This is a genomic window from Streptomyces sp. P13-3-3 (assembly GCF_050571355.1).
Classification (GTDB): Bacteria; Actinomycetota; Actinomycetes; order Streptomycetales; family Streptomycetaceae; genus Streptomyces; species Streptomyces althioticus.
On sequence record NZ_CP192228.1, the window covers coordinates 1,944,797 to 1,960,951 of the forward strand.

Annotated in this window: 16 protein-coding genes; 10 read left to right on the forward strand and 6 right to left on the reverse strand. The window is 72.0% G+C overall.

Going from position 1 to position 16,155, the window contains the following annotated elements:
- Nucleotides 1–97 precede the first annotated feature (97 nt).
- Nucleotides 98–580, reverse strand: a complete 483-nt coding sequence (locus ACQZOG_RS08780) for a DUF1772 domain-containing protein (RefSeq protein ID WP_230227560.1) — start codon at nt 578–580, stop codon at nt 98–100.
- Nucleotides 581–791: 211 nt separating this feature from the next.
- Between ACQZOG_RS08780 and ACQZOG_RS08785 the strand changes: the two genes are divergently transcribed.
- On the forward strand, nt 792–1,424 hold the full coding sequence (locus ACQZOG_RS08785; protein WP_037639011.1) for a uridine kinase: 633 nt from the start codon (nt 792–794) through the stop codon (nt 1,422–1,424).
- A gap of 188 nt (nt 1,425–1,612) precedes the next feature.
- Nucleotides 1,613–2,041: a CBS domain-containing protein gene (locus ACQZOG_RS08790; protein ID WP_058915911.1), complete on the forward strand. Its 429-nt coding sequence runs from the start codon at nt 1,613–1,615 to the stop codon at nt 2,039–2,041.
- Nucleotides 2,042–2,135: 94 nt separating this feature from the next.
- On the opposite strand, the gene ACQZOG_RS08795 is transcribed toward ACQZOG_RS08790, so the two are convergent.
- Together ACQZOG_RS08795 and ACQZOG_RS08800 are read right to left on the reverse strand one after the other, a co-directional pair.
- Nucleotides 2,136–3,047 carry a carbohydrate kinase family protein gene (locus ACQZOG_RS08795; protein ID WP_261674872.1) on the reverse strand — a complete coding sequence of 304 codons (912 nt, stop codon included), beginning with the start codon at nt 3,045–3,047 and terminating at the stop codon, nt 2,136–2,138.
- Nucleotides 3,044–3,955 (reverse strand): pseudouridine-5'-phosphate glycosidase, encoded by a 912-nt coding sequence (locus ACQZOG_RS08800; RefSeq protein ID WP_359568680.1) that lies wholly within the window; start codon nt 3,953–3,955, stop codon nt 3,044–3,046. Before ACQZOG_RS08800 ends, ACQZOG_RS08795 begins: the two co-directional genes overlap by 4 nt.
- Nucleotides 3,956–4,054: 99 nt before the next feature.
- On the opposite strand from ACQZOG_RS08800, the gene ACQZOG_RS08805 reads away from it, so the two are divergent.
- Nucleotides 4,055–4,483 (forward strand): VOC family protein, encoded by a 429-nt coding sequence (locus tag ACQZOG_RS08805; RefSeq protein WP_058915909.1) that lies wholly within the window; start codon nt 4,055–4,057, stop codon nt 4,481–4,483.
- Nucleotides 4,484–4,510: 27 nt separating this feature from the next.
- On the opposite strand, the gene ACQZOG_RS08810 is transcribed toward ACQZOG_RS08805, so the two are convergent.
- Together ACQZOG_RS08810 and ACQZOG_RS08815 are read right to left on the reverse strand one after the other, a co-directional pair.
- A complete protein-coding gene (locus ACQZOG_RS08810; protein WP_033273107.1) occupies nt 4,511–5,065 on the reverse strand; it encodes a methylated-DNA--[protein]-cysteine S-methyltransferase in 555 nt (184 codons plus the stop codon).
- Between the two features lie 78 nt (nt 5,066–5,143).
- Nucleotides 5,144–6,019: a glycerophosphodiester phosphodiesterase gene (locus ACQZOG_RS08815; protein ID WP_037639001.1), complete on the reverse strand. Its 876-nt coding sequence runs from the start codon at nt 6,017–6,019 to the stop codon at nt 5,144–5,146.
- 278 nt (nt 6,020–6,297) lie between these two features.
- Here ACQZOG_RS08815 and ACQZOG_RS08820 point away from each other — a divergent pair, with 278 nt between their 5' ends.
- From ACQZOG_RS08820 to aroQ, 7 genes are all read left to right on the forward strand, one after another.
- Complete coding sequence (locus ACQZOG_RS08820; protein ID WP_193454714.1) at nt 6,298–7,161, forward strand: MHYT domain-containing protein; 864 nt, start codon at nt 6,298–6,300, stop codon at nt 7,159–7,161.
- Nucleotides 7,162–7,201: 40 nt separating this feature from the next.
- The gene (uvrB, locus tag ACQZOG_RS08825; protein WP_430741419.1) at nt 7,202–9,355 is read left to right on the forward strand and encodes an excinuclease ABC subunit UvrB; all 2,154 of its coding nucleotides are present in this window, start codon (nt 7,202–7,204) and stop codon (nt 9,353–9,355) included.
- Between the two features lie 136 nt (nt 9,356–9,491).
- Nucleotides 9,492–10,070 (forward strand): TerD family protein, encoded by a 579-nt coding sequence (locus tag ACQZOG_RS08830; RefSeq protein WP_033273111.1) that lies wholly within the window; start codon nt 9,492–9,494, stop codon nt 10,068–10,070.
- A gap of 85 nt (nt 10,071–10,155) precedes the next feature.
- The gene (locus ACQZOG_RS08835) at nt 10,156–12,147 is read left to right on the forward strand and encodes a TerD family protein (RefSeq protein ID WP_430741420.1); all 1,992 of its coding nucleotides are present in this window, start codon (nt 10,156–10,158) and stop codon (nt 12,145–12,147) included.
- A gap of 284 nt (nt 12,148–12,431) precedes the next feature.
- Nucleotides 12,432–13,433, forward strand: coding sequence for a TerC family protein (locus ACQZOG_RS08840; protein WP_193454712.1), 1,002 nt, complete (start codon nt 12,432–12,434; stop codon nt 13,431–13,433).
- 285 nt (nt 13,434–13,718) lie between these two features.
- Complete coding sequence (locus tag ACQZOG_RS08845; RefSeq protein WP_193454711.1) at nt 13,719–14,819, forward strand: calcium:proton antiporter; 1,101 nt, start codon at nt 13,719–13,721, stop codon at nt 14,817–14,819.
- Between the two features lie 174 nt (nt 14,820–14,993).
- The gene (aroQ, locus tag ACQZOG_RS08850) at nt 14,994–15,467 is read left to right on the forward strand and encodes a type II 3-dehydroquinate dehydratase (RefSeq protein ID WP_033273115.1); all 474 of its coding nucleotides are present in this window, start codon (nt 14,994–14,996) and stop codon (nt 15,465–15,467) included.
- A gap of 18 nt (nt 15,468–15,485) precedes the next feature.
- Here aroQ and ACQZOG_RS08855 read toward each other — a convergent pair whose 3' ends face one another.
- Nucleotides 15,486–16,142 carry an MBL fold metallo-hydrolase gene (locus ACQZOG_RS08855; protein ID WP_033273116.1) on the reverse strand — a complete coding sequence of 219 codons (657 nt, stop codon included), beginning with the start codon at nt 16,140–16,142 and terminating at the stop codon, nt 15,486–15,488.
- Between the last annotated feature and the right edge of the window lie 13 nt (nt 16,143–16,155).

Below are 16,155 nucleotides of genomic sequence, written 5' to 3' on the forward strand. Positions count from 1 at the left end.
GGGGGACAGGCCGTGCGTCGTCGGGCGGCACTCCTGCGCACACGATACGTCCGCCCACCTCGGCCCGCAGCGTGCCGGACACCGTGCGTACGGCGCCTCAGCCGGTGAGGGCGAGGAGGTACGCCAACGCCGCCCCGGCCGAGGCGACGGCGCGGACGTGGTTCCACCGCGTCCACCCGCGCACGTACTCCGGCCAGTACGCGGCCGCCGCCTCCCCGCCCGCGTCGAGACGGGCCAGCCGCTCGTTGCGGGGTACGTTCGCCGCCACGGTCAGGCCGAACGACCCGCACAGGAACAGCACGCCGCCCACCACCGAAGCGACCGCGCCCTCGTCCGGCCACCTCACGAGCGTCACCACCGTGAGCACCGCGCTCAGCGCCGTCGTGCCGAGGAACACCGCCATGAACGGCGGCCGCACCGCCGCCACGTTGATCGCCTGCATCGCGGCCACACCCCGCGCCGCCGGCAGCGACGCCAGCCCCCGCATCACGAACGTCGAGAAAGCGCAGAACACCCCGGCCACCAGCCCGGTCCCCAGCACACCCAGCACCGTCAGCACGGCGTACGCCCCGTCACCCATGTCCTCACCCCGTCGTCCTCGTCACCCTCGTCCTTCCGGCCGGGCCCTTCGCCCGGCCGCCCGCACCACCAGTGAACGGGCCCCCACCGCGCCGGGCCATGGCCGGACGACGCACACCCATACGCGAACGTCCACCGCCCACGTCTGCCCGGGGCACCCGGTCTTCGTGAGCGGTTCCGGTTCCGTTCGACACGTGCCGCATCATGGCCGTGTGCGACTCGAAGCGATCACCTGGGACCGGCTCGTCGACCTGCTCGCCGAACGCCTGCTGGACCTCGACACGGCCGACGGCGCCCCCTGGCTCCGTGTCGCCCTCGACGGCGCCCCGGCCGCCCGCCCGGGAGACCTCGCCGAACGGCTCGCGGAGGCGCTGCGCGTCCGCGGCCGCGCCGGCCTGGTCGTCGGCACGGAGGGCTTCCTGCGCCACGCCTCGGTCCGGCTCGAGTACGGCCACCAGGACCTGGAGTCCTACTACAGCGGCTGGTACGACACCGGCGCCCTGTGGCGCGAGGTGTTCGACCCGCTCGGCCCCGGCGGCAGCGGACGTGTGCTGCCCGACCTCCGGGACCCGGTCACCGACCGCGCCACCCGCAGCCCGTACGTCGAACTGCCGCCCGGAGGCGTGCTGTTGCTGCACGGCCCGTTTCTCCTGCACCACTGGTTCCCCTTCGACCTGACCGTCCACGTCCTCCTCTCACCCGGTGCGCTGCGCCGGCGCACCCCCGAGGCCGAGCACTGGACCCTGCCCGCCTTCGACCGCTACGAGCAGGAGACCGACCCGGCCGGCACCGCCGACGTGCTCGTACGGGCCGACGACCCCCGTCACCCGGCCTGGCGCGGCTGAGAGCACGGCCGCAGGGGCCTGGGCAGGGCAGGGCTGGGCGGAGTCGGAGTCGGGGCCGTGCCGAGGCCCAGGGCGCGGCGCCGTCGGCTGAGGGTGCCGTCCGGGAGCGGCACGACGACAATGAAGGGCGTCGGGACTCGCGGCGCGCCCCCGCGCCGCGCCGGCCGTCCGGCACCGGGAGGTACCTCATGACCACCGCCGGAGACATCATGCACCGCGGCGCCCAGTGGATCCCCGCACACGAAACCCTCGACCGAGCGGCACAGTTGATGCGCGAACTGAACGTCGGCGCGCTCCCCATCAGCGACGAGAACGAACGGCTCTGCGGCATCCTCACCGACCGGGACATCGTCGTCGGCTGCGTCGCCATGGGCCACGACCCCGCCAAGGTCACCGCGGGCGAGATGGCCAAGGGCACACCGCGCTGGATCGAGTCCGACGCCGACGTCGACGACGTCCTCACCGAGATGCGCACCCACCAGATCCGCCGGCTGCCCGTCATCGACGACAAGCGTCTCGTCGGCATGATCAGCGAGGCCGATCTGGCCCAGCACCTGACGGACGAACAGATCGCCGCCTTCGCCGAGAGCGTCTACGCCCGGTCAGCCTCCGGCTGACCCCGCCGCCCGCGACCGGCGGAACGGGAGGGCACGTGCGCGCCTGTGGACCCGCACGTTCCGTTCGCTTTCCGTCTGTGGAGGAAACGTCCCGTCAGTCACGCACCGGCGGCCGTGCCCCCACCCGCTCCACCGCCGACGCCCCCGCCCTGCACCCTTCCTCCGCCGCCCGCACGGGGTCCGCACCGGTCAGCAGCGCCGCGAGGAAGGCCCCGGTGAAGGCGTCGCCCGCGCCGGTCGTGTCCCGAGGCGTCACCGGCAGCGCGGGAACACGTGCGCACACCTCCCCGGACCGCGCCAGCAGCGCGCCCTCCGCGCCGAGCTTGACCACCACCAGCGGCACGGACCGGCTCAGCGACGCCGCCGCTTCCGCCACGTCCGGACACCCCGTCAGCAGGCACGCCTCGTCGCGGCTCGGCAGCAGCACGTCCACACCCTTCACAAGGGACAGGAAGCGGTCCGGACCCAGTTCGGCCAGGAACCCGGCCGACGCCGGGTCCACGCTCACCGGCACCCCGCGCGCCCCCGCCGCCTTCGACGCCACCGCCAGCAGGGCCCGGCTGCTCCCGCTGAACAGCAGATAGCCCGACAGGTGCAGCCGGCCCACCCCGTCCAGCAGGGCGTCCGACCAGTCCTCGGGCCCGAGCCTCAGCGACGCGCCGCTGTCGGTGAGGAAGGTCCGCTCGGCCGCCGCACCCTCGTCGACCAGGCAGACGACCGTCCCCGTCGGCACGTCGGCGTCCACGACCAGCCGCGGACGCACCCCGCAGGCGGCCAGCTCCCGTTCGTGCCAGACCGCCGCGTCCGCGCCCACCCGCCCCAGCAGCCGCACCTCGCACCCGCCCCGGCGGGCCGCCCAGCAGGCGACGTTCGCGCCGGCCCCGCCCGGCACCGTGCGGATCACGGCCGCCGTGTCCGTGCCCGGGGCGAGCGGCCCGGCATGGCACGCGACCACATCCGTGATCACGTCACCGACGACCAGCAGCGCCCCGCCCGGCCCGCTCACGCCCCGGCGGCCCAGGCCGCCGCCACCCGGGCCGCGAGCCCCACGTTGCCGCGCACCGCCGCCAGATTGGCCTCGAGGGACGCGCCGTCGGTGTGCCGCACCAGGTGGTCCAGCAGGAACGGGGTGACGCCCTGACCGGTGACCCCGGCGGCCTCGCATGCCCGCAGTGCCTCTTCGAGCACCCGCGCGTGCGTCCCGGGATCCAGCTGCTCGTCCTCCGGCACCGGGTTGGCGACGATCAGCGCCGACTCCGGACCCCCGAGCGCGTCCTGCGCGCGCATCACCCGGGCCACCTCCTCCGGGGTGTCCAGCCGCCAGTCCACCGGATGCCCGGAGTCCGACAGGTAGAAGCCGGGGAAGCGGTCCGTGCCGTACCCGGCGACCGCCACGCCCAGCGTCTCCAGCCGCTGCAGGGTCGCCGGCACGTCGAGGATCGACTTCACGCCCGCGCACACCACGGTGATCCGGGTGCGCGCGAGCAACCCCAGGTCGGCCGACTCGTCCTGGGTGACCGTCCATTCGCGGTGCACCCCGCCGAGGCCGCCCGTGGCGAAGACACGGATGCCCGCGAGCGCCGCGAGCAGCGCGGTCGCCGAGACCGTCGTCGCACCGCTCGCCCCCGCGGCCACCGCGAGCGGCAGGTCGCGGTGGCCCAGCTTGCGGATGCCGTCCTCGTTCGCGACCCGCTCCAGCTGCTCCTTGTCCAGGCCGACCCGCGGCACGCCGTCCAGCACCGCGATCGTCGCCGGAACCGCGCCCTCCCGCCGCACCGCGGCCTCCAGTTCGCGCGCCACCTGGAGATTGCGCGGCCGGGGCAGGCCGTGGGCGATGATCGTGGATTCCAGGGCCACCACCGGCCGGCCCGTCGCGATCGCGTCCCGTACCTCTTCCGACACCATGAGCACCACGCGTTGCCTCCCGTCTGCCGCCTCTCCCTCCATCTCTGGCGGGCGGCACGCCGGGCCAAACCCTTGCGGTGCGTCACACGGCTCGCGGAGGCTGGGGCCATGACAGATCACGCGACCCGGCTCGACCACATCGTTCTCTGGGTGAGCGACCCGATCGCCGCCGCGCACTTCTACGAGAAGGCCGTCGGCCTGGAGCCGGTCAGGCTCGCCGACTTCTCGGCCGGCGAGGCGCCCTTCCCCTCGGTGCGCGTCAGCGAGGAGACGATCCTCGACCTCATGCCGCGCGCCAAGGCCGACCGCATGACGATGCTCCCCGGGGCCGCCGACAGCTCCGGCCACCCCGTGAACCACGTCTGCCTGTCGCTGTCCGCGGACGCCTTCGACGCCCTCCTCGACCGTCTGCGGGAGCAGTCGGTCCCGGTGTCGGACATCGCCCACGACTCCTTCGGCGCACGCGGCCTGGCCAGGCGCAGCTTCTACTTCCGCGACCCCGACGGCAACATCTTCGAGGCGCGCCACTACGACTGAGCCGCGGTCCCACAGTCGGCGCGGCCGTCAGAACAGCGGTTCCGGCAGCACACCCTCCAGGGCGAGCAGGCGCCGCTTGGTCTCCAGCCCGCCCCCGAACCCGCCGATGCCGCCGCCGCTCTCCACGACCCGGTGGCAGGGCACGACGACGGGAAGCGGGTTGGCGCCCATGGCCATGCCCACGGCCTGCGCGGCGCCCGGCTGACCGACGCGGCCCGCCAGGTCGCCGTACCCCACCACCGTGCCGAACGGCACGGTGGTGGCCAACTCGCGCAGCACCTCGCGGTTGAAGCCCGAGATCAGCGACCAGTCCAGCGGCAGTTCGAAGGAGTGCCGCTCACCGGCGAAGTAGGCCTCGAACTGGCGTATCGCCTCGGCCAGCAGGGGGGAGCCGGGCTCCTCCACGGGCTCGGAGCCGAGCCGGGACGCCAGCCGCTCCAACGCCTTGTCGCGCACCTCGTCGGTGGCGTGGAAGACCACGGTGACCAGGCCCTCGCGGGTCGCCGCCAGCAGCAGCGGGCCGATGAGAGTGTCCACGACGGCCCACTCGACCCGCTGCTCGTACCGCCCGTCGCTGTCCATGCGCCCCACCGTACGGCCCGCCACCGACAACGACGGGCCGGAACGGTGGCGAGGTGCGGGACAGCCGCGGCCGACGGGTCAGCCGCCGACCGCGTCACGCACGACGTCCGGGTTGTTGGTGATGACGCCGTCCACCCCGTAGCCGGCCACCCGGCGGGCGGCGGCCGCGTCGTTCACCGTCCAGGTGAACGTCTCCAGTCGCTTGCCGTGCGCCCCCTTGAAGGCGTGCACCGCGGTCACGTAGTCGGCGGTGAGCGACGCGTGCGAGGGGTTGATCTGGTCGGTGAAGGCCGCGTACGCCGGCAGGTCCGCGACCGGCGGCGTGCCGAGGAGGCCCGTCTTCACCGCGGGGGCCAGCTGGTGGACCGTGCGCACGCTGTCCGCGTCGAAGCTCTGCACGACCAGCCGCTGCCGTACATGCGCCGGGTCGAGCCAGCCCTCGTCGGTGAGCACCTTGAGGATGTCCCGTTCGATGCCGGGGTACAGCTGCGGGTTCTTGATCTCCAGCAGCAGCTTCTGCCGGTGCTGGTCGATCCGGTGCACGTACTGCTCCAGGGTCGGCACGCGCGCGCCCGCGTACTTCGGGTCGAACCAGCTGCCCGCGTCCAGGCGGGCTATCTCGGCGGCGGTGAAGTCCTTCACCTTCCACGGCGCACGGTCGGGGAAGACCTCCTCGACGTCGGTGGTGCGCTGCAGGCTGTCGTCGTGGACGACGACGAGTGCTCCGTCCTTGGTGCGCTGGACGTCGTTCTCCACCCACTCGGCGCCCAGGTCGGCCGCCTTGTCGACGGCCGCCAGCGTGTTCTCCGGCGCGTAGCCCGAGGCGCCCCGGTGCGCGACGACCACGGGCGCGGGCGCGGCCCCCTCGGCGGCCCGGGCCGGGGAGAGCGGCAGCAGCAGGACGGCGGCTCCCGCGAGCGCGGTGGTCGAGGCGGCAACAGCGCGTACGTGCATGTGTACTCCTCGCGTCGAACGGTCACAGTAGGAACCACTGTGACAGCAGAGGGTCAACGCGAGACGGGTGCAGGATGGCCACAGGCTGAACGACGGCCCTCCAACGCCGCACACCGGTGCCACACACCTGCGGCAAGGACGTGTTTCTTTGCCGGATAGTCGTTCGACCATTCCGGTGGGGGTCATACTCTCTGCGAAACCCTGGCCGCCGCAGCGGTCCTGGGAGGGGGCGTACAACGGGGCAACGCGGGACGTACAGGGCGGAAGGGCAGCCGCGCATGCAAGGCACGGTCGACGGATTCAGTTACGGGCTGGTAACACCTCTGGTGGCCTATTTCATGGCCTGTCTCGGGGGTGCGCTCGGGCTGCGCTGCACCACCCGGGCCGGGCTGGGGCCGCGCTCCTGGCGGCCCGGCTGGCTCGCCCTCGGGGCCGCCGCCATCGGCGCCGGCGTCTGGACGATGCACTTCATCGCGATGATGGGCTTCACCGTGGAGGGGACGCCGATCCACTACGACCGCGCGATGACCTACGCGAGCCTCGCCGTCGCCGTCGTCATGGTGGGCATCGGCATCTTCATCGTCGGCTACCGGGGGGCCACCGGGACGGCCCTGTTCACCGGGGGGACCGTCACCGGTCTCGGCATGGCCTCCATGCACTACCTCGGTATGGCCGGAATGAGTCTCGACGGACAGGTCGAGTACAACACCGCCGCCGTCGCCGCCTCGGTCGTCGTCGCCATGGCCGCCGCCAGCGCCGCGCTGTGGGCGGCGGGCCGGGCCAGAGGGTTCCTGTGGAGCGTCGGCGCCAGCATGGTCATGGGCCTCGCGGTCACCGGCATGCACTACATCGGCATGGCCGCCGTCGAGGTGCACGTGCACGGCACCGCCGAACCCGCCACGGGGGAGTCCGCCGCCGCCCTGCTCGGCCCCATGATGGCCGGCCCGCTCGCCGTCCTCGTCCTCGCCGGGATCGTGGTGGTCTTCGACCCGCTGGTCGTCATGGGCCGGGCGCCGGCGCCCTCCGCCGAACGCCTGCCCGGGATCCCCGCACACCCCCCGGCGCACCACCCCTCGGTCCGCTCCCGGCTGCGCGCCCGCGGCCCCGTCGAGCACCGCTCCCGCACCCCCCAGCGCCGCTGACCCGGGCCCGTTGTCAGTGGGGGGTCGTACCGTGGATGACATGCGGCCCGTTTCCCAGATCGAACGCACGGTGGCGCCCTTCGAGGTCGTCAGCCCCTACCAGCCCAGCGGCGACCAGCCCGCGGCCATCGCCGAGCTCGCCAAGCGCATCGAGGCCGGCGAGCAGGACGTCGTGCTGCTCGGCGCCACCGGCACCGGCAAGTCCGCCACCACGGCGTGGATGATCGAGAAGCTCCAGCGTCCGACCCTGGTCATGGCGCCGAACAAGACCCTGGCCGCCCAGCTGGCCAACGAGTTCCGCGAGCTCCTGCCGAACAACGCGGTGGAGTACTTCGTCTCGTACTACGACTACTACCAGCCCGAGGCGTACGTCCCGCAGTCGGACACCTACATCGAGAAGGACTCCTCGATCAACGAGGAGGTCGAGCGGCTGCGCCACTCCGCGACCAACTCGCTGCTCACCCGCCGCGACGTCGTCGTGGTCGCCTCCGTCTCCTGCATCTACGGCCTGGGCACCCCCCAGGAGTACGTGGACCGCATGGTCCCGCTGCGCGTCGGCGACGAGATCGACCGCGACGAGCTGCTGCGCCGCTTCGTCGACATCCAGTACACGCGCAACGACATGGCCTTCACCCGCGGCACCTTCCGCGTGCGCGGCGACACCATCGAGATCTTCCCGGTCTACGAGGAGCTCGCCGTCCGCATCGAGATGTTCGGCGACGAGATCGAGGCGCTCTCCACGCTGCACCCGCTCACCGGCGAGATCATCAGCGACGACCAGCACCTCTACGTCTTCCCCGCCTCCCACTACGTCGCGGGCCCCGAGCGGCTGGAGCGGGCGGTCAACGACATCGAGAAGGAGCTCGTCGAGCGCCTCACCGAGCTGGAGAAGCAGGGCAAGCTGCTGGAGGCCCAGCGGCTGCGCATGCGCACCACGTACGACATCGAGATGCTCCGCCAGATCGGCACCTGCTCCGGCGTGGAGAACTACTCGATGCACTTCGACGGCCGCACACCGGGCTCGCCGCCCAACACCCTCCTGGACTACTTCCCGGACGACTTCCTCCTCGTCATCGACGAGTCGCACGTCACCGTGCCGCAGATCGGCGCCATGTACGAGGGCGACGCCTCCCGCAAGCGCACCCTGGTCGACCACGGCTTCCGGCTGCCGTCCGCCCTGGACAACCGCCCGCTGAAGTGGGAGGAGTTCCAGGAGCGCGTCGGCCAGACGGTGTACCTGTCGGCCACCCCCGGCCAGTACGAGCTCTCCCGCTCGGACGGCTTCGTCGAGCAGATCATCCGCCCGACCGGACTCGTCGACCCCGAGGTCGTCGTCAAGCCCACCGAGGGCCAGATCGACGACCTGGTGCACGAGATCCGCACACGCGTGGAGAAGGACGAGCGCGTCCTGGTCACCACGCTCACCAAGAAGATGGCCGAGGACCTCACGGACTACTTCCTCGAACTCGGCATCCAGGTGCGGTACCTGCACAGCGACGTCGACACCCTGCGCCGGGTGGAGCTGCTGAGGGAGCTGCGCAGCGGCGAGTACGACGTCCTGGTCGGCATCAACCTGCTGCGTGAGGGCCTCGACCTGCCCGAGGTGTCCCTGGTGGCGATCCTCGACGCCGACAAGGAGGGCTTCCTGCGGTCGGGCACCTCCCTGATCCAGACCATCGGCCGCGCGGCGCGCAACGTCTCCGGCCAGGTCCACATGTACGCCGACAAGATCACGCCGGCGATGGAGAAGGCCATCGAGGAGACCAACCGCCGCCGCGAGAAGCAGATCGCGTACAACCAGGCCAAGGGCATCGACCCGCAGCCGCTGCGCAAGAAGATCAACGACATCGTCGCCCAGATCGCCCGCGAGGACATCGACACCGAGCAGCTGCTCGGCTCGGGCTACCGCCAGGCCAAGAAGGACGGCGGCGGCACCAAGACCCCGGTGCCCGCCCTCGGCGGCAAGGCCACGAAGGCCGCGAAGAACGGCGCGAAGGGCGCCAAGGGCACAGCCGTCGAGACCGTGCCCACCGACCGCCCCGCGGCCGAACTCGCCGGGCAGATCGAGGAACTCACCACGCGCATGCGCGCCGCCGCCGCCGACCTGCAGTTCGAGATCGCGGCACGGCTGCGCGACGAGGTGTCCGAGATGAAGAAGGAACTGAGGCAGATGCAGGAGGCGGGCCTGTCCTGACCTCCGCACACGCAATGTGTTGCAAGACCGACACAAAGTGTGGACCGGGGTTCGTCGCTGTCAGTGCACCTGCGTAGGGTTCTGGTCAACCGCGGTCTTCGCGGCAACAGGGGACGTCCGAGAGGGGAATCAGCGCGTGACCGTCAACATGACCAAGGGTCAGGCCATCAGTCTGCAGAAGAACGACGGCGGCAGCCTGACCGCGGTTCGCATGGGTCTCGGCTGGCAGGCGGCCCCGCGGCGTGGCCTGTTCGGCTCCCGCACCCGGGAGATCGACCTGGACGCCTCCGCCGTCCTCTTCGCCGACAAGCAGCCGGTCGACGTCGTCTTCTTCCGCCACCTGGTGAGCGACGACGGCTCCGTGCGCCACACCGGTGACAACCTCGTCGGCGGTGTCGGCCAGGGCGGCGACGACGAGGCCATCCTCGTCGACCTCTCGCGCGTCCCGGTCCACATCGACCAGATCGTCTTCACCGTGAACTCCTTCACGGGCCAGACGTTCCAGGAGGTGCAGAACGCCTTCTGCCGCCTGGTCGACGAGACCAACGGCCAGGAGCTCGCCCGCTACACGCTGGCCGGCGGCGGCCCCTACACCGCCCAGATCATGGCCAAGGTGCACCGCAACGGCTCGGGCTGGACGATGACGGCCCTCGGCAACCCGGCCAACGGCCGCACGTTCCAGGACCTGATGCCGGCCATCCTGCCGGTCCTCTAGACGACAGCCGCGGACGAACCGGCCCCCGGACAGGGGGCCGGTTCGGCGCACCCGACACATCGACGCGACACAGGGGGACCACGCGATGACGGCCGAGCTGGTGCGGGGACAGAACCACCCGCTGTCCCAGTCCCGTCTGGAGATCCGGATCTCGGCCGGCACACCGGTCGCGGCCGCCGCCGCACTGAGCGACGAGAACGGACGGATCCACGGCACGGAGTGGGTGGCCCACCCGGGCGCCCCCGTACAGCCAGGTCTCGAGGTGTCGCGTCAGGCGGCCGCCGACCACCGTCTCGCGGTGGACCTGGACGCCATGACCGAAGCCGTCCACCGCGTCAGCGTGCTGCTCGCCCTGCCCGCCCCGGACGGCGGCGCGGGACCCGCCCGCTTCGGCGCCGTGGCCGCCCCCTTCGTCGCCGTCACCGGCCTCGACGGCGCCGAGGTGGCCAGCTACACCATCACCGGCCTGGACCTGGAGTCCGCCGTCGTCGCGCTGGAGCTGTACCGGCGGCAGGGCGCCTGGAAGGTGCGCGCCGTCGGCCAGGGCTACGCGGGCGGTCTGGCCGAACTCTTCGCCGACCAAGGGCTGGCCGAGGCCGCGCAGCTCGCGTCCGGCATCGACGAGGCCGTCGCCCGTGGCCTCGCGCGCTCCGTCCAGGCGCCCCCGCCCCGCACGTCCGAGGGCGACCGCTCCCGTCAGGCCGCGGCCCCCGCGGTCGGCCCCGACCAGGGCGCCGCACCGCAGGGTGCCCCCGTCCCCCTACCGCCGTCGTACGGCGGTCAGCCGTCGGGCGGCCAGGGCGGACCGCAGCCGGCCTACGGCGGTGCCACCGACCCCCACGCGGCGTCGGGCGGGCCCGTCAACTACAGCCACCCCGGGCGGCAGACGTCCGCCCCGCCCCCGCCCCCGCCCACGGCGCCCCCGGCCCAGCCCGGACAGCCCGCGCGGCCCGTGGCGGGCGACGCGACCGGCTGGTCCATGGAGGAGCGGCTGTACAACCAGGTCTGGGGCATGTTCGAGGACCTGGCCCGCACCACCGCCGCCTACCGCAGCGCCGTGGACTTCGCCGAGTCGCGGATGGACAAGGAGCTGGAGCAGACCCTGTCCGACCCGCGCAGCCGCATCGGCGGCCAGGGCGACGCCGCCCGAGAGGCGGCCCGCGCGCGGTGCTCGCAGCTCGTCGACCAGGCGCGGGCGTCCTTGGACCGGGACGTCGCGCAGCTCGTCGCCGAGGCGGAGGTCGTCGAGCCCGCGCTGCCCCCGGCGTTCGCCCGCTGGGACAACCCCTGCTGGCACGCCTACCGGGTGCCGATGGAGATACCCATGGCGCTGCGCCTGGGCGACCTCCGGCTGCCCGAGGCCGAGCCGATCCGTATCCCCATGCTGCTCCGGCTGCCGCTGGAGCGCGGACTGTGGATCGACAGCGGGCGCACCGACTCCCTGGACGGGTCGTTCACCGACTCCCACGACATGCGGCGCCTGGCCATGGACACCGCGGTGGCGCACGCCGCGCGGCTGCTCGCCGTCTACCCGGCCGGCGAGTTCACCGTGCACGTCGTCGACCCGGCCGGGTCCGGCGCGCGGGCGCTGGCCCCGCTCACCCAGACCGGAGTCCTCGCCGGGCCGCCCGCGCAGGGCGCCGCGGGTGTCACGGAGGTGCTGGCCCGGCTGACCCAGCGGGTCGACCTGGTGCAGATGGCGCTGCGCGGCGGAGCCCCGGACGCCCTGCCGCCCGGCTTCGACACCTCGCAGCAGCTGCTGATCGTCAACGACTTCCCGCACGGCTTCGACGACCGGGCCGTGAACCAGCTGCGTTACCTGGTCGACGAGGGGCCGTCCGTCGGCGTCCACCTGATGATGGTCGCGGACCGCGAGGAGTCCGCGGGCTACGGCCCGCTGCTCGACCCGCTGTGGCGCGCGCTGCTGCGCCTGACCCCGGTGCCCGACGACCATCTCGCCGACCCGTGGGTGGGGCACGCCTGGACGTACGAGCCGCCGACGGTGCCGCACGGCAGCGAGGTGCTCCGACAGGTCCTCACCAAGGTCGCCGAGGCCCGCCGCACAGGGAGCAGATGACCGCCCGGGCGCTTTGACCAAGGACGCGTAAAGCCCTTCACCTGGGTCTTTGTGTCTTTCTTTACCGATCTCTTTACCAATCCTTGGTGATTGGGTAGTCTTGACCGCACGGAGGGGAGTACTCCCTGTCTGTGCGGCGACCCCGTCAATACGGATCAGGCCAGATCCCGGGGCGTCGGCCCGGAGACCATCGGGGCGCGTCACGCGTTCCAGGTCCGGGTGGAAGAGACCTCCGGCAGCGACGACGCTGACATTTGCCGTGTGACGTATCTGCCGGAGGCGTAGTGGATGTTTCCCTGACCCTGTGGGTCCTGACGATCGTGGGCCTGTGTGCCCTGATCGCCGTCGACTTCTTCATCGGCCGCAAGCCGCATGACGTGTCCGTCAAGGAGGCGGGGATCTGGACGGTCGTCTGGATCGTCCTGGCCGCGATCTTCGGAGTCGGTCTGCTGATCTTCGGGGGCGGCCGGCCGGCGGGCGAGTTCTTCGCCGGCTACATCACCGAGAAGTCGCTGAGCGTCGACAACCTCTTCGTCTTCGTCCTGATCATGGCGAAGTTCGCGGTGCCCTCGAAGTACCAGCAGCGGGTGCTCCTCGTCGGAGTGCTCATCGCCCTGGTGCTCCGCGCGATATTCATCGCCGCGGGCGCGGCCATCATCGCCAGCTTCTCCTGGGTCTTCTACCTCTTCGGCGCCTTCCTGATCTGGACCGCCTGGAAGCTCATCCAGGAGGCCCGGGCCGACCAGGAGGACGAGGAGTTCGAGGAGAACAAGCTGCTCAAGGCGGCCGAGCGCCGCTTCGGCGTGGCCGACCGCTACCACGGCACCAAGCTGTGGATCCAGCAGAACGGCAAGCGGGTCATGACCCCGATGCTCGTCGTGATGCTCGCGATCGGCACGACCGACGTCCTGTTCGCACTGGACTCGATCCCCGCGATCTTCGGCCTGACCCAGGACCCGTACATCGTGTTCACGGCGAACGCGTTCGCGCTGATGGGTCTGCGGCAGCTGTACTTCCTCATCGGCGGACTGCTGAGGAAGCTGGTCCACCTGTCCTACGGCCTGTCGATCATCCTGGGCTTCATCGGCGTGAAGCTGGTGCTGCACGCCCTGCACGAGTCCGGGGTGCACGTCCCCGAGATCAGCATTCCGGTCTCCCTGGGCGTGATCTGCTCGGTGCTGATCGTCACCACGATCACCAGCCTCCGCGCCTCCCGTAAGCAGGCGCAGGCCGAGGCGGTCACGGGGCCGGCCGAGACCCCCGCGAAGAGCGACATCGACGTCTGACCCCGTCGACACCAGGAACACGGGCGCCGGGAGCGGGGGAGGCACAGCGCCGCCCCCCCCTCCCGGACCCGCACGTTCCACCGCGCCGCCCCCTGGGCGGCGCCCACCACAACCGACCAGTACGAGGAGGCCATGCGTGACCATGATGACCCCGAGACGATCAGGATCGCGGAGCGGAAGGGGTCGCCGCACGGCGGTGACAGCAGTTCCGACGCCCTCGACGGTCGCCCGGTGGTCGGCAGTCCTTGAGGTGCGGCACCCTCTCACGCCGGGGACGATCGCCGCATGACGGACCGGATCAAGACCCTCGCAGGCCGCTGGACGCACGCCGTTCCGGTGCTCGCGGTCGTCCTCCTCGCCCTGACCTGGGGCAGGGACCTGCCCGGCGGCATCGTCGTCGTGGTGACCCTGGTCCTGGCGGGAGCGGTGCTCGCGGCGGTGCACCATGCCGAGGTCGTGGCCCACCGGGTCGGTGAGCCGTTCGGATCCCTGGTGCTGGCCGTCGCCGTCACGGTCATCGAGGTCGCGCTGATCGTGACCCTGATGCTCGACGGCGGCGACAAGAGCGCGACGCTCGCCCGGGACACCGTGTTCGCCGCCGTCATGATCACGTGCAACGGCATCCTCGGGCTCAGCCTGCTCGTCGGCGCGCTGCGCCACAAGACGGCCGTGTTCAATTCGGAAGGCACCGGCGCCGCCCTGGCCACCGTGGCCACGCTGGCCGTGCTGAGCCTCGTGCTCCCGACGTTCACCACCAGCAAGACGGGCCCGGAGTTCTCCTCCGTCCAGCTCACCTTCGCCGCGGTCGCCTCACTGACGCTGTACGGGTTGTTCGTCGCGACCCAGACGGTGCGACATCGCGACTACTTCCTCCCGGTGGTGAAGCAAGGTCAGGTGCCCTCCCCGGACCAGCACGCCGAGGCGCCCTCCACGCGTACCGCGCTGGTCAGCCTCGGACTGCTGCTCCTCGCCCTGATCGGCGTCGTCGGCCTGGCCAAAGGCGTCTCGCCGACCATCGAGTCCGGGGTGGAGGCGGCCGGTCTCGGCCACGGCGTGGTCGGTGTGATCATCGCCCTGCTGGTGCTGCTGCCGGAGACCATCGCCGCGGTGCGCGCGGCGCGCCGCAACCACGTGCAGACCAGCATGAACCTGGCGCTGGGCTCGGCGATGGCCAGCATCGGCCTGACCATCCCCGCCGTCGCGGTGGCCTCGCTCTGGCTGCCCGGCCCCCTCGTCCTGGGCCTCGGCAACACTCACATGGTGCTGCTCGCCCTCACCGTGGTGGTCGGCGCCCTGACCGTGGTCCCGGGCCGGGCCACACCGCTCCAGGGAGGCGTGCACCTGGTGCTGCTCGCCGCCTATCTGGAACTGACGATCAACCCCTGACCGACGAGGCCCCGGGCCCGCCCGCACTTGCGGGCGGGCCTGGGGGCCTCCGGCGTGCGGGCGGGTCCCACGGCCGCGGCGGAAGTGCCGTACGAACCGCCGTCACGGCGTGATAGACCGGGTGCGACCAGCGGTTCCGGCGAGGGGCCGCGCTCCCGACGGACCGGAGGAAACGTGCCCCGCAACCTGGCCGACGCCCCGATCATGATTCTCAACGGCCCCAACCTGAACCTCCTCGGGCAGCGGCAGCCGGAGATCTACGGGCGTGACACCCTGGCGGACGTCGAGGCGATGTGCGCCCGAGCGGCCGCGGCGCACAACGGCACGGTGGACCTCCGCCAGTCCAACCACGAGGGCGAGCTGGTCGACTGGATCCACGAGGCGCGGCTCGACCACTGCGGCATCGTCATCAACCCGGGCGCCTACTCGCACACGTCGGTCGCGATCCTGGACGCCCTCAACGCCTGCGACGGCATGCCCGTGATGGAGGTCCACATCTCCAACATCCACCGCCGGGAGAGCTTCCGGCACCACTCCTACGTGTCCCTGCGCGCCGACGGCGTCATCGCGGGGTGCGGCGTCCAGGGGTACGTGTTCGCGGTGGAGCGGATCGCGGCGCTGGCCGGACCGGGCACGGCCGAGGCGTGACGTAGGCCCGCCGCCCGCTCACCAGCCGCGGGCGCGCCACTCCGGCAGGTGGGGGCGTTCGGCGCCGAGCGTGGTGTCGTTGCCGTGGCCCGGGTAGACCCAGGTCTCGTCCGGGAGGACGTCGAAGATCTTGGTCTCGACGTCGTGCAGCAGACTGGCGAACGCCTCCGGGTCCTTGTGGGTGTTGCCCACACCCCCCGGGAACAGGCAGTCCCCGGTGAACACATGGGGATGCCCGTGGGGGTCGTCGTAGACGAGGGCGATCGAGCCGGGGGTGTGGCCGACGAGCCGGCGGGCGGTGAGCTCGACCTGTCCGACGCGGATCACGTCGCCGTCGTCCACGAGCACGTCGGCCGGCACGGGAATGCCCTCGGCGTCGTACCGGCCGGCGTAGGTGCGGGCGCCGGTGGCGGCCACGACCTCCGCGAGCGCCTGCCAGTGGTCGCCGTGCCGGTGGGTGGTGACGACGGACGCGATCCCGTCGTCACCGATCATGCCCAGCAGCGTCCCGGCGTCGTTCGCCGCGTCGATCAGCAGTTGCTCGTCGGTGGCCCGGCAGCGCAGTAGGTACGCGTTGTTCTCCATGGGGCCGACCGCGACCTTGGTGATCATCAGGTCCTTGAGTTCGTGCACGTCGGCCGGCCCGCCGACCGTCACCCGCCCGCTGTACGTCATGAGCGTCAGCCTA

Excerpts from the sequence above, each read along its gene's own strand:
- ACQZOG_RS08780 (WP_230227560.1), bottom strand. The coding sequence starts at position 580 with ATGGGTGACGGGGCGTACGCCGTGCTGACGGTGCTGGGTGTGCTGGGG.
- ACQZOG_RS08790 (WP_058915911.1), top strand. The coding sequence starts at position 1,613 with ATGACCACCGCCGGAGACATCATGCACCGCGGCGCCCAGTGGATCCCC.
- ACQZOG_RS08810 (WP_033273107.1), bottom strand. The coding sequence starts at position 5,065 with ATGGACAGCGACGGGCGGTACGAGCAGCGGGTCGAGTGGGCCGTCGTG.
- ACQZOG_RS08815 (WP_037639001.1), bottom strand. The coding sequence starts at position 6,019 with ATGCACGTACGCGCTGTTGCCGCCTCGACCACCGCGCTCGCGGGAGCC.
- ACQZOG_RS08855 (WP_033273116.1), bottom strand. The coding sequence starts at position 16,142 with ATGACGTACAGCGGGCGGGTGACGGTCGGCGGGCCGGCCGACGTGCAC.
- ACQZOG_RS08820 (WP_193454714.1), top strand. The coding sequence starts at position 6,298 with ATGCAAGGCACGGTCGACGGATTCAGTTACGGGCTGGTAACACCTCTG.
- ACQZOG_RS08805 (WP_058915909.1), top strand. The coding sequence starts at position 4,055 with ATGACAGATCACGCGACCCGGCTCGACCACATCGTTCTCTGGGTGAGC.
- ACQZOG_RS08845 (WP_193454711.1), top strand. The coding sequence starts at position 13,719 with ATGACGGACCGGATCAAGACCCTCGCAGGCCGCTGGACGCACGCCGTT.
- uvrB (WP_430741419.1), top strand. The coding sequence starts at position 7,202 with ATGCGGCCCGTTTCCCAGATCGAACGCACGGTGGCGCCCTTCGAGGTC.
- ACQZOG_RS08835 (WP_430741420.1), top strand. The coding sequence starts at position 10,156 with ATGACGGCCGAGCTGGTGCGGGGACAGAACCACCCGCTGTCCCAGTCC.